The 12,276-nt window shown below is 43.0% G+C and carries 11 protein-coding genes; all 11 read right to left on the reverse strand.

From position 1 onward, the window contains the following. Positions 1 to 359 precede the first annotated feature (359 nt). The gene (locus G5B60_RS08760; protein WP_164683662.1) at positions 360 to 842 is read right to left on the reverse strand and encodes a GNAT family N-acetyltransferase; all 483 of its coding nucleotides are present in this window, start codon (positions 840 to 842) and stop codon (positions 360 to 362) included. Positions 843 to 912: 70 nt separating this feature from the next. Further along, positions 913 to 2,244 carry a UDP-N-acetylmuramate--L-alanine ligase gene (murC, locus tag G5B60_RS08765; protein ID WP_164683663.1) on the reverse strand — a complete coding sequence of 444 codons (1,332 nt, stop codon included), beginning with the start codon at positions 2,242 to 2,244 and terminating at the stop codon, positions 913 to 915. Between the two features lie 29 nt (positions 2,245 to 2,273). Next, positions 2,274 to 2,852, reverse strand: a complete 579-nt coding sequence (locus G5B60_RS08770; protein WP_206225094.1) for a hypothetical protein — start codon at positions 2,850 to 2,852, stop codon at positions 2,274 to 2,276. Between the two features lie 142 nt (positions 2,853 to 2,994). Further along, positions 2,995 to 6,105, reverse strand: a complete 3,111-nt coding sequence (locus G5B60_RS08775; protein ID WP_164683664.1) for a DEAD/DEAH box helicase — start codon at positions 6,103 to 6,105, stop codon at positions 2,995 to 2,997. Between the two features lie 182 nt (positions 6,106 to 6,287). Continuing rightward, positions 6,288 to 6,734: a GNAT family N-acetyltransferase gene (locus G5B60_RS08780; protein WP_164683665.1), complete on the reverse strand. Its 447-nt coding sequence runs from the start codon at positions 6,732 to 6,734 to the stop codon at positions 6,288 to 6,290. Between the two features lie 2 nt (positions 6,735 to 6,736). Further along, a complete protein-coding gene (gene der / locus G5B60_RS08785; RefSeq protein ID WP_164683666.1) occupies positions 6,737 to 8,047 on the reverse strand; it encodes a ribosome biogenesis GTPase Der in 1,311 nt (436 codons plus the stop codon). Positions 8,048 to 8,075: 28 nt separating this feature from the next. After that, a complete protein-coding gene (gene dnaI, locus G5B60_RS08790) occupies positions 8,076 to 8,981 on the reverse strand; it encodes a primosomal protein DnaI (RefSeq protein ID WP_164683667.1) in 906 nt (301 codons plus the stop codon). Then, complete coding sequence (locus G5B60_RS08795; RefSeq protein ID WP_164683668.1) at positions 8,982 to 10,160, reverse strand: DnaD domain protein; 1,179 nt, start codon at positions 10,158 to 10,160, stop codon at positions 8,982 to 8,984. Continuing rightward, positions 10,147 to 10,644 (reverse strand): transcriptional regulator NrdR, encoded by a 498-nt coding sequence (nrdR, locus tag G5B60_RS08800; protein ID WP_115270770.1) that lies wholly within the window; start codon positions 10,642 to 10,644, stop codon positions 10,147 to 10,149. Before nrdR ends, G5B60_RS08795 begins: the two co-directional genes overlap by 14 nt. 136 nt (positions 10,645 to 10,780) lie before the next feature. After that, a complete protein-coding gene (locus tag G5B60_RS08805) occupies positions 10,781 to 11,470 on the reverse strand; it encodes a response regulator transcription factor (RefSeq protein ID WP_164683669.1) in 690 nt (229 codons plus the stop codon). 80 nt (positions 11,471 to 11,550) lie between these two features. Beyond that, complete coding sequence (locus G5B60_RS08810) at positions 11,551 to 12,084, reverse strand: YceD family protein (RefSeq protein WP_115270774.1); 534 nt, start codon at positions 12,082 to 12,084, stop codon at positions 11,551 to 11,553. Positions 12,085 to 12,276 lie beyond the last annotated feature (192 nt).

Genomic DNA, 12,276 nt, shown 5'->3' on the forward strand with positions numbered 1-12,276 from the left:
TGATCGTCACTTTCTGAGGTCCTAAGAAGCTCTGTCTCCTGAGTCTCAAAATTATCACTGTCAGATGATGTCGTATTGATAAGATTAGGTTGGGAATCCTTTTCCAATTGTTGTGCTAACAGGTTGGCTTCTTCTTGCTGTTTTAGCTGTTCTTGGTAAGCTCTCTCCTCACGCTCCTGTCTGATACGGGTGGCTTCTTCCAACTCCGCTAGGATGCGCTCTTTAAAGCTGCCAAACTCCCGTTTAGCCCTCTGCTTGTCGTCTTGATTATCCGCCAAAGCATCGTCCTCCTAATAGTAATCAAGCTATTATACCTTAAAAAGCTAGTAAAATCAAGCTCTAGCGCTGTAGCGAGCTGCTTAGCAGTACCAGAGCATATTGTACCAAGTCGCTTGACCGTGCGTTGAGAGTGACTGTCCTTCATCGCAAAAGCCATTCATCTCATAGTAGCCAATCAGCTCCTCATGGCAAGTAAGCGTAATGCCTTTAGCCTGTCTAGCTACAGCCACATCCTTTAGCGCAGCAAGCAGAGCTGTTCCAATACCTTGCTTTTTATAGTCTTTTGAGACCGACAGACTCATCACAGCAATAAAGCCACCCTGCGCTGGATTTTTAGTGACTGTCTCAAACAGAGCGTCGTCTAGGTACTTATCAAAAGTCACAGCACCCACAACATAGCCAGCAATCTCGCCCTCTATCTCAGCAACTAAAAAAGTATCTGCTAGACGCTCTATCCGCTCTTTCATCGCCTGTGAGCTTGCTGCCTCACTGGCTGAGAAATTTGCTCTCTCAATCTGACAGATGGTCTCAAAATCATCTGGTTTTACATTTCTAATCATCATATACTTCTCCTACAAACAAGACTGAGTCTTACTAGACCCAGTCTTTACTATCAACCGTTGTGGTGAAAGGTTATTGTCTATTTTTAGTCAAGCTTGCAAGCAACTCCTCAAAAGAGCGCTCGTAGAGCTGAATGTCCCCCGCTCCCATAAAGACGTAGACAGCGTCGTCATGGTCAAGTAGTGGTGAGACATTTTCCACTGTAATCACCTGTGCTGGCTTGACAATCTTGGCTGCCAAATCCTCAACCTTAACATCGCCGTGGTCCACCTCACGTGCAGAGCCGTAAATCTGTGCTAGATAGACACTGTCCGCTTGGTTGAGTGCTTCTGCGAACTCATCTAAGAGAGCAATGGTACGTGTAAAGGTATGCGGTTGGAAAATCGCCACAATCTCACGAGATGGGTATTTTTGACGTGCCGCATCCAGTGTTGCGATGATTTCAGTTGGGTGGTGGGCAAAGTCATCAATGATGGTAGCGCCGTTGACAACCTTTTCAGTAAAGCGACGTTTAACGCCAGAGAAGGTCTTTAAGTGCTCAGCTACTAGCTCCATATCAATCCCTAAGACATACAAGTTAGCAATAACAGCCGTCGCATTGAGGATATTGTGACGTCCAAAAGCTGGCACATGGAAAGTCCCTAAGACTTTTCCATCGTGCTTCACCTTGAAATCAGAACCGCTTGTTGTACGTGTGATGTCAAAAGCAGTAAAGTCGTCATTATCATTGAAACCATAGTAATAAATCGGTGCGTCAGACTCAATCTTGCGAAGATAAACATCGTCTCCGTAAAGGAACAAGCCTTTTTTCACCTGCTTAGCATAGTCGTTAAAGGCATTAAAGACGTCATCAATGCTTGTAAAATAGTCTGGATGGTCAAAGTCAATGTTGGTGATGATGGAGTACTCTGGGTGATATGGCATGAAATGGCGCTCGTACTCGTCAGACTCAAAGACAAAGTACTTAGCATCCTTAGAGCCACGCCCTGTCCCGTCCCCAATGAGGTAAGACGTATCTGTGATGTTTTTGAGAACATGTGATAAAAGCCCCGTCGTTGAGGTCTTACCGTGCGCTCCAGCCACACCTAGGCTTGTAAACTGCTCCATAAAATGCCCTAAAAACTCATGATAGCGTTTAAACGGGATATTATTGTTAATAGCGTAAGCAACTTCTACATTGTTATCTTCACGAAAGGCATTTCCAGCAATCAACTCAACATCTTCTGTGATATTTGCCTCAGAGAAAGGAAGAATGGTAATCCCTGCTTGCTCCAAGCCACGCTGTGTGAAATAATACTTTTCAACGTCGCTTCCTTGAACCTTGTAGCCCATTTGATGAAGCATTAGAGCAAGCGCACTCATTCCTGAGCCTTTAATTCCGATAAAATGATAGATTTTTGACATATTTTTTCCTCTTTAAGATAACAGATAAACTAGCCTTCAAAACGAGCTAAGTTCAGCTCTTGAGCAGGCTCATGGAGTGTTTGTTTATCTTTTGGATTATAGATTTGACTTGTTTTCAAGAAATCATAATTATTTTTTTTCGACTTGATAGCTGGCTTGTTTTGAGGTTCTTTGTAAACCGTTGGCAACTCGGCTAAGATATAGCTGTCTTGCGATAGTCTGCTAGAGTACTTGGCATAATCGCCTTGACGTTTCTTTTTGGCAGGCACAGAAACCACTTTTTTAGGCATTTCAAAGCCTGTGGTTTTAGTGATGTCCTTGGTCAGATAGGTCTGACGTTTCTTTTTGACATCTACTTTTGCCTGCTGTCTTGCTTGTCTAGCGTAGGACTTACCACTATCAATGTCTTTTTGATGACGCTGGGCTTGTCTTTGATTTGGCTGCAAGGTCTTGTGACTTGGTTTGATGTCATCGTAAGATTTTTCATGGTAAACTCCATGAATATTACTAATCAAATCTTCGTTGTCATACAAGGACATTACAGTCTCTTCTGTACTGACTGGCTCACCATCCGCTACTAGCGGAAACGGTCTTCTGTCTTTGTGCATAGCGTCACCCTCTCTAATACAATTTCTTTTAAACATGGCAGCAAGATTTTCTTGCTACGACGTGTCATCCTTTATCACCTCTAAGTGACAACATTCCCATTATAAACTAAAATCTATCATTTTTCAAAGTTTAATAGCAGATTTAAGTGACTGGTTCATCCACACCGAGTATTTCACGGATTTCCTCAGCAGATAGAGAGCTTCTGCTTTCATTGCCATCAAGGACTGTGGTGACTAGATTTTTCTTGCTTTCTTGCAGTTCAAGAATTTTTTCCTCGATGGTGCCTCGTGTGATTAGGCGGTAAACTTCAACGGTGCTTTTTTGCCCGATACGATGGGCACGGCTAATGGCTTGCATTTCAACTGCTGGATTCCACCAAAGGTCAATCAAGATAACCGTGTCTGCACCTGTGAGATTGAGCCCAACACCGCCTGCTCTTAGTGAAATGAGAAAGACGTCCTTAGCTCCTTTGTTAAAGGCTTTGGTCATCTCTTGGCGGTCAACAGATGAAGTTGAGCCTGTGAGTTTGTAGCTGGTCATCTCAAGGGCTTTGAGCTCTTTTTCAGCAATATCCAGCATACCTTTAAATTGTGAGAAGATAAGCGCACGGTGTCCATTTTCCTTTAGCTGGGCAAGCAGCATGCGAAGACTCTCCACTTTACCACTTTCCCCATCATAATCCTCCATAAAAAGACTTGGTGAGTCGCAGATTTGACGTAAGCGAGTGATACCTGATAGGATCTCGATTTTCTGACGGCTGATACTCCTATCACTAGCACCAGCGATACTTTGCTGCATTTGACGCAATTGCGCTAGGTACATGGCTTTTTGTTTGTCTGCCAGTTCATTGGTATAGGTCATCTCAAGCAACTCTGGCAATTCTGGTAACACATCCTCTTTACGACGGCGTAGGATAAAAGGCTTGATGTAGCGGGCAACCTGTGCTGAACTCAACTTGAGAAACTCACGTTTGCTTGGCAAAAGCCCTGGCATGACAATAGAAAAAATAGACCAGATTTCTAATAATTTATTTTCAATCGGTGTTCCAGAAAGGGCAAAGCAGTGTTTGACCTCAAACTGGTGTAGGCGTTTTGAAATCTTGGTCTGGGCATTTTTCATGACCTGCGCCTCGTCTAAAATCAAATAATCATAGGCAAAACCTTGAGATTGGTAAGTCTCAAAGTCCTGACGAAAAGCAGCATAGCTTGAGATGATGACTTGGTGATTTTCAGATATGATACTGTCTCGTGCTGGCTTTAAGCCGTAAGAAACAGCCACATCTAACTGCGGAGCAAATTTCTTAAACTCATCCTGCCAGTTAAAAATCAAACTAGACGGCGCTAGGATGAGAACACGTGACTGCTCAGTCAAGCGTGAGCTCAAAAAAGCAATAGTCTGCAAGGTCTTACCTAGCCCCATATCATCTGCCAAAATCCCACCAAAGCCATAGTCAGAAAGCATGGACAGCCAGCGTACCCCTAACTGCTGATAGTCTCTAAGTGTCGCCTGCACACTAATATCTGGCAGGGCGTACTCTTCTGGGTACCTAAGGTCATGTACAAGCTGCTCAAAGTTCTTAGAAAATACCACCTGACTCTCAGAAGATAGCAGATGAGACAGCCTATAAGCCTCTGCTTGGTGCACCTTCAAGTGTCCATCCGAAAGCGTGCTGGTTTGTAAAGTCTGCAAGACTTTACTGACCTTTTGTGTGTCCTCATCAAAAACCAGTAGCTTCCCTTTTTTATTGACGAAGTAAGATTGATTATCAAGAAGAGCATCAAGGGCTTTGTCGATATCCTTTTCATCAAGACTTGAAAAGTCAAAGGAAATATCCAAAAAACCGCCTTGAAAATCAAGGGCAATTCTAGGTTGCTCTTGGATACGTTGACTAGCTAGGCGAAGGGATAAATGCACAACGCCTCGTTTTTCAAATTCTGGCAACCACTCTACAAAAAAGTAATAGATATCTTCTGCATTTTCTAAGACGAGGCTGGTCTTAAAGCGCTTATCAAAGCCTTTACTGACCAAAAAGCGGAAAAGACGCTCTTGATGGCGGTAATGACTGGTAAAGGGCAACTCCTGCAAATCCTTTTGATTGTCTACCAAAAGACCGTCCCCATAGTCAAAAACGAGCTGCAAACTAATCCTATCATCCTCTGGCATGTCCAAGTAAAAATGCGTCGTAAAGTCCTTAACCTGATAGTTTTTAGGGGCATGCACCACTCCTAAAAGCTGAAAATCAAGTAAACTCATGGCAAGAGAAGGCTGGTCATTATGCGTGAAGAAAAGATGACGCTTATCATCCGTCTCAATCGGCAAACTGTGAATGGCTTGTAGGATTCTAAGCTGCTTAGGATCGAGCAGGTAAAAGGTATTGTCACGACGCAAAATACGACTGCCATAGAGCGTGTCAAAATCATGCTCAGCAATGGTCAAAACAACACTATGACGCTCTACAACCACTGTAAAAACAAAAAGATTGTCCTTGCCTTCTAGTCGCTTGGTCACAAGTTTTGCGTAGGACTTATTGTCCGCTTCAAAGTTAAAGTCATAAAGAGCCTGTAAATAAGCAACGCCCTCAGTGAAAAAACCACTACTAAAAAAGAGATAGCGTCCGTTGTGACGTAGACAGTTCTCAGCCCCAAACTGGTCAGAGTCTGGCAACAATTTTGCTAAAAAGCAGAGTAACTCTTGACTCTTCTCATCAAACTGCCCATAAGAGAGCGATTCAAAATAGTGCTTACCAATCTGATAGAAGCCTTCTTTTTGAACCGTTGCTAAAAAAGCTCTGATGTCTCTGATGACATAGCTTTTACTATCTGGCAGGCGATTTAGCTTGAGTGTCCACCAAACCTCGTTGCCATTAGCGTTTATCTCGCCATAAGCACAAAGACGGTAGCGTGTCGTATCATCATCACTACCTAACAAACTATCTAAAAAGAGGTTGCTAAAAGAAGCTTCCTTAGGAAGTTCGACTTCTTCTTTTGGAGCTTCCAAGCTCTCAACAAGCGCTTGCCCAGTTGGAGCGTTCTTGAGGTAATACTCTAAGGCTGCTAAATGCTCACAGTAGCCCTTACTCGAAAAAAGCGGGCACGTACAGTCTACAACATCACCATTTAAAGTGTATTGGAGTTTTTCATTTTGAATATTGGCGATAATTGTCCCATTTTGCTCTGAAACAGATGCGATTGAACCATCGTCGTAAAGAGCAATTCCTTGATTGCGGACACGCCCTGGAATCATTCTACTCATGCTCTCATACCACCATTTCCTTATCACTCTATTATAACAAATATATGTGAAAAATGTCTTTAATTTGGCTTAAAAGTAAAAATTGTTTTGCTTATTAAATGGAAATGAGACGTTTTTTGACGTTGTGTAAAGAAAAAACCAGCTAACGCTGGTTTTTCAGTTTATTTTTGAATGCTAGAGGACTAGTCCTCAAACGTATAGACCATTATCTGCTCACCTTTGGTATCTAGCCGACCATTAAACTGAAAGCCTAAGTTTTGATAGAGGTAGATAGCTGAGTGATTGTCCGAAAAAACGCTGAGATAGACAGGCTTACGCAAATAGCGCTCGGCTAGTAGCTCTAAGAGCTGCTCTAGAAGCTTGCGACCGTAACCCTTACCTTGATAAAAGCGGTCAATCACAATGGTATCAATCCACAGCTCACTATCCTCAGCGAAATAACCATACATGGTAAAGCCGACAAGCTCCTCTCCATGATACACCGCACAAGGCTGCCACTCTGGGTGTTTTCCTGCCTCTTCTAAGCTCTCTTCTATTGACTCCGTGTAGCCTTTTTGAAAGGAGTGAAGACGCAAAGAAAGAACTGCTGCTTTATTACTCTCTGTAACCTTTTCAAAGCGAAGCGGCATGGCTATTTTCTCTTTCGTGCAATCAAGTGAATCGGTGTGCCTTCAAAGCCAAAGGCAGCACGGATTTGATTTTCCAAAAAGCGTAGATAAGAGAAGTGCATGAGCTCTTCTTCATTGACAAAAATGACAAAGGTCGGTGGTTTGACAGCAACTTGTGTGCCGTAGAAAATCTTCAAGCGTTTGCCCTTGTCCGTTGGCGTTGGGTTGGTTGCGATAGCGTCCATGATGACATCGTTCAAAACAGCTGACGGGATACGTTTGTTTTGACTTTCGCTGATTGCCTTGATCATATCTGGCAGTTTATTGAGACGTTGCTTGGTCAGCGCTGATACAAAGATAATCGGAGCGTAGCTGATGTATTGGAAGTTATCACGGATATCATCCTCCCATTCTTTGACGGTGCGATTGTCCTTTGTGATGGTGTCCCATTTGTTGACAACGATGATAATGCCTTTTCCAGCTTCGTGGGCAAAACCAGCGATACGCTTGTCATACTCACGAATGCCCTCTTCAGCGTTAATCACCATGAGGACAATGTCACTGCGGTCAATAGCTCGCATGGAGCGCATGACAGAGTATTTTTCCGTGTTTTCATAGACCTTGCCAGACTTGCGCATACCAGCGGTATCAATCATCAAGAACTCTTGACCAGAGCTGTCTGTGAAATGCGTATCAATCGCATCACGAGTCGTTCCAGCGATAGGACTGGCAATCACGCGCTCCTCACCAAGGATAGCATTGATAAGACTTGATTTTCCGACATTGGGACGACCGATGAGACTAAACTTGATGATGTCTGGATTTTCTTCGACCGCTTCGACAGGGAGATTTTCCACGATAGCGTCTAGCACATCACCGGTTCCGATACCGTGAACAGACGACACTGGATAGGGGTCACCAAGTCCGAGTGAGTAAAAATCATAAATATCGCTTCTCATCTCTGGATTGTCCACTTTATTGACCACCAAAATCACGGGTTTGTTGGTGCGGTAGAGGATTTTTGAGACGTACTCGTCAGCGTCTGTGACACCTTCTTTTCCAGACACGACAAAAACGATGACATCTGCTTCTGTCATGGCAATATCAGCTTGATGTTTGATTTGCTCCATAAAAGGCGCATCTACATCATCAATACCACCTGTATCGATCAGCGAAAAAGAGCGATTGAGCCACTCACCAGTCGCATAAATACGGTCACGAGTCACCCCTTCGACATCCTCGACAATCGAAATGCGCTCTCCTGCAATACGATTAAACAATGTTGACTTCCCGACATTGGGACGACCAACAATGGCAACTGTTGGTAATGCCATAAAAACCTTCTTTCTTTTATAATTTATTCTATTCTTCCATAGCGTCGTGGCGGCGGTTGCCACCTTCTAAGTGAAATTCATTAGCCAGATAGCGTACACGCTCTAAGACACGTCTTGCCTGCCAGGTCTCGTCATTGCCCTTGATATTTGCCCACTTGGCTTCCAAATCTAAAAAGGAATAGTTAGAAGTGAAAAAGGTCGGCAAATTCTCCGTCATGCGGTACTGTAAGATGACCTGCAAGACCTCGTCACGCACCCAAGACGTCGCCTGCTCTGCACCAATATCATCTAAAATCAACACTGGAGCTAACTTGATAGCGTCCACCATTTCCTTTACCGTGCCAGTTGAGATGGCATTTTTGACATCAAGGACATAGCTTGGAAAATGCACCATGGTCGTAGCAACCCCTAAAACAGACATCTCATGCGCTAGTGCCGCCATAAAATAGGACTTCCCAATACCCATATCGCCGTAAAGATAGAGCCCTTTTTGCCCTTCTTTTGGATACTGCTCGACAAAATCCACCAAGATATTGAGAACAGCTAACTTAGACGCTGTTGGGTCAATATCTCTAAACGTAATGTTTTTATACGATTTTGGAAGGTTGACAAGATTGATATTCTTAGTAATAGCTTGCGCTTTTTGCGCTTCAATGAGCTCTTTTGTCTCTTGATAAGTGACGTCAGCATAGCCTTCATTCATCACCAGTATAGGACGATAGCCCTTAGCGTGATAAGTCGCATCGTTTGTCTCATATTTCCTGCGCTCCAGCAAAAATTGGTTAAATTTTGACAAACTAATGTTGATTTCGTGCTGTGTCAGTTGGTAGCTTGTGATGAACTCTGCCACCTGCGGGTCTGACAAAATCGCCTGCACCCAGTCAGTATCAACCTGACGATTAAGCTCGCCCATAGACTCTCCTACAGACTTCATCTACTCACCAGCCTTTCTTAGTTTCTCGAGCAAGCCTTGCTTTTGACTATCAAGTTTAGCTTGCATTTCAGGTGTTGTATTGTCTTTAAAATCTGGATTGCTCCAAGATGGAACATTGGTTTTGGTTTTTGGTTTTGCTTGTTTAGAGGGTGATTTTTTGCGCTCTGTGAAGCTGCGCATCTTTAGCACCGCTTCTTCTGCACTCGTGATTTTCTGATAAGAAAAATCATTTGCCACCTTCATGAGATAAGGTTTGTTGAGATTAGCGGATTTGGTTTTATTGAGCGTGTAGAGGACCATGATATTGATGACCTCGTCTAAAAAGCTCATGGCAGCTAGGTCTTTAAGCAGCTGCTTCTCGCTAGAGGTCACAACGGCACGTCTCGTTTGCTTGATTTTTTCTAAAAATGGCAGAGCAGCACAGGATTTTGCTTCACGGATGAGCGCTTGCTCACTCTCTGTAAAGCTTGTTGTCGTTGTTTGCTGCGTCTCTTTTTGACGGTCTTTGACCATTCTTTTAGGTGCAATCTCGCCATCGATGGCTGTTTTTTTAGCAAGCTGGTAAGTGTCAAACCAGTTGAGATGGTAGCGCTCAGCTATCGAGTACAAAGTCACCACATCCGCCTGCTCATCCTTAAAGAACAAACCATCACGCTGCATAAGGCGCTTGAAACTCTCCAAGTCAAACTGCACAGCTGCTGAAGACGTCACCGTTTTAGCAGACGCACTTTTTTCTACATGCCCAAAAACATCTGAAAAACGTTTGGACTGATTGGTCACATCCTTAGGCAAAACATACTCCAACTCCTTGACAGCTACCTCACCGATCCTAGCTTCTAAAAGCTTACGATAAACAGCATGCGCTAGAAAATGCTCTCTATCAAGAGGTGAGTTGAGCTTGACCAGATAAACACCCTCCACAGTCTGGTAGAGAGCAACCAAACTCATGGCTGTCAAAAAATCAAGAGCTTCATTTAAGCGAGGAGCCCCAAACTGCAAATGGTTCAAAATATCTGTGACCTTGTGGTCGTAATTCCCATTGTCAAAAAAACTTTGAAAATAAAGATAGAGCGCCTGTGCGTCATTGCCGATAATCGGCTGATAGAGCTGTGTGAGATTGTCTAGGTCTCGACTCGTTTGATTATTTTTGACGTAGCGAAAGGTGTCAATCGGCATCATCTTTGACTTCCGCCTTCTTTTTCTTTCCACGCACACGCTTAGTGATTTGCTGCAATAAATCCTCAATCTCATCCACATCCTTAAAGGACTTGTAGACACTAGCAAAGCGCACGTAGGTAATCTCATCAAGCTCTGCCAACTCATCCATGACAAGATTTCCAATCACGGTACTTGGTACTTCATTTTCATAGTCTGCTCTGACTTGCTGCTCAATACGACTAATCACAGACTCGATATCATCGCTAGAGACAGGACGTTTTTGGGCTGACTGCACAATCCCATTCAAGATTTTCTCACGTGAAAACTGCTCACGTGTGCCGTCTTTTTTGACAACAAGTAAGGGCAACAACTCCACACGCTCAAAGGTCGTAAAGCGATAATGGCAGTTCTCGCACTCCCTACGACGTCTAATAGTTGCCCCTTCTTCTGCTTGACGGCTATCAATAACACTCGATTTATTAAAATGACACTTCGGACAACGCATATAAGACCTCCATTAGATACTAGCTAGCAAATTAGCCAACACAAACCATTTTACCATAATAGTGTATTATACCATGTTTTCGTCTAAAATACCAGAAAACAAAGCAGGCTGACTGCTTGCCAACCTGCTTTTATCACTAATTATCACGAATAATGTAGCCAACGCCACGAACCGTTTGGATAAAGGAATCTTTACCTGGAATATCGATTTTACCACGCAGATAACGCACGTAAACATCAACGACATTGGTTTTGGCTTCTAAGTCATACTGCCAAACATTTTCAAGCAGACTCTCACGACTCATGGCTTGTCCCATATTTTGCATCAAGATACTCAGCAAATCAAACTCACGCTTGGTCAGAGCGATTTCCTTATCGCCACGCTTAACAGAGCGGTTTTGTTTGTTTAATACCAAATCGTGTGCTGCCACTTTAGGCTCAACAGGACTATCGTGACCTGTTTTGCTTTGACGACGGAAAATAGCATGAATATGTGCCATCAACTCCTCAATGGCAAACGGCTTTGTGATGTACGCATCTGCGCCATCCTCAAGCACAGAGATAACATCCATCGCCGAGTCACGTGACATGAGCATGATGATATAGCCGGATTGCTTTTCTTGCAGACGATGTACTAGCGTCTCCTCACCATCCGTTGACAATCCAGCATCCAGCAAAATCAGGTCATAGTCTTTTTCTAGTGCACGCTTCAAGCCAGACTGCGCACTGTGCGCTGTCTCAGCGATATGACCTTCATTCATCAACTCCAAAGATAAAAGGCGTGCCAAACTTTTTTCTGGCTCAATAATAAGTACCTTTTTTTTCATGTGGTAAAACACCCCCAACCCACTAAATTATTTTCTCACTAACCCTTTAACATTAAAACTGCTCCCAAACAGTTACTGAACTAATCCTCAAAAAGACCATCTAAAGCTGAAAACGGATTAGCTTCTTTTTGTTTTTCAGCTTGCAGTGAAGCGTATTGCTCCTCAGTCATAACTGTCCAATCCTTGCCAGATGGCAAGCCTTCTCCAGCTATCTCCTCCTCAGTCAATACACTTAATGGAATCGAAAGTAAAATATTATCAGCAACACTCTCTTTCAAATCAATACTATCGCCTTCAAGGACTAAAGCTAAATTTTGCTCGATAAGGTCTTTTTTAGAGACAAGATGACTCGTCTCAACAAATACCTCATCAACCACCTCTTTTTCTGCAAGAGTAACGGGCTGCATCGAGCGACTTGAAGGTAGGGTAATACGATAAGTCAACTGATAATGTAATAAGTAAAGTCCGTCATCATAAGAAGCAAGACCTACCGCATGAATATCATCTACTGAAATAATATCTGCATTACGTTTTTTTAATACATCATTTAAATCTAAGGTTACATCAAACGCTAAACCTTCGGCTTGCTTACGAATCTCTGCTAGTGTGAGCATCATTTCTCCTCATCTTGTTTTAGAAGTCTGTAATCTCCCATACAATTATAACATATTAAATTAAAAAAGAATAATAATTTGTTTGTTTTATTAATCTAATTATTTTGAAGTCAAATCATTCATTTAGCGAAAAGAGTTTGAGATACTTTTTCTCAAACTCCACTAAGTGTTATATGTGCCCAAAAAGCCTAT

This window comes from Streptococcus hyointestinalis, from assembly GCF_011039275.1.
In the GTDB taxonomy this organism is placed as follows: Bacteria; Bacillota; Bacilli; order Lactobacillales; family Streptococcaceae; genus Streptococcus; species Streptococcus hyointestinalis_A.

Bases quoted from the DNA above. Each gene is read 5' to 3' on its own strand.
- der (WP_164683666.1), bottom strand. From the start codon at position 8,047: ATGGCATTACCAACAGTTGCCATTGTTGGTCGTCCCAATGTCGGGAAG.
- nrdR (WP_115270770.1), bottom strand. From the start codon at position 10,644: ATGCGTTGTCCGAAGTGTCATTTTAATAAATCGAGTGTTATTGATAGC.
- dnaI (WP_164683667.1), bottom strand. From the start codon at position 8,981: ATGAAGTCTGTAGGAGAGTCTATGGGCGAGCTTAATCGTCAGGTTGAT.
- G5B60_RS08760 (WP_164683662.1), bottom strand. From the start codon at position 842: ATGATGATTAGAAATGTAAAACCAGATGATTTTGAGACCATCTGTCAG.
- G5B60_RS08775 (WP_164683664.1), bottom strand. From the start codon at position 6,105: ATGAGTAGAATGATTCCAGGGCGTGTCCGCAATCAAGGAATTGCTCTT.
- G5B60_RS08780 (WP_164683665.1), bottom strand. From the start codon at position 6,734: ATGCCGCTTCGCTTTGAAAAGGTTACAGAGAGTAATAAAGCAGCAGTT.
- G5B60_RS08770 (WP_206225094.1), bottom strand. From the start codon at position 2,852: ATGCACAAAGACAGAAGACCGTTTCCGCTAGTAGCGGATGGTGAGCCA.
- G5B60_RS08805 (WP_164683669.1), bottom strand. From the start codon at position 11,470: ATGAAAAAAAAGGTACTTATTATTGAGCCAGAAAAAAGTTTGGCACGC.
- murC (WP_164683663.1), bottom strand. From the start codon at position 2,244: ATGTCAAAAATCTATCATTTTATCGGAATTAAAGGCTCAGGAATGAGT.
- G5B60_RS08795 (WP_164683668.1), bottom strand. From the start codon at position 10,160: ATGATGCCGATTGACACCTTTCGCTACGTCAAAAATAATCAAACGAGT.
- G5B60_RS08810 (WP_115270774.1), bottom strand. From the start codon at position 12,084: ATGCTCACACTAGCAGAGATTCGTAAGCAAGCCGAAGGTTTAGCGTTT.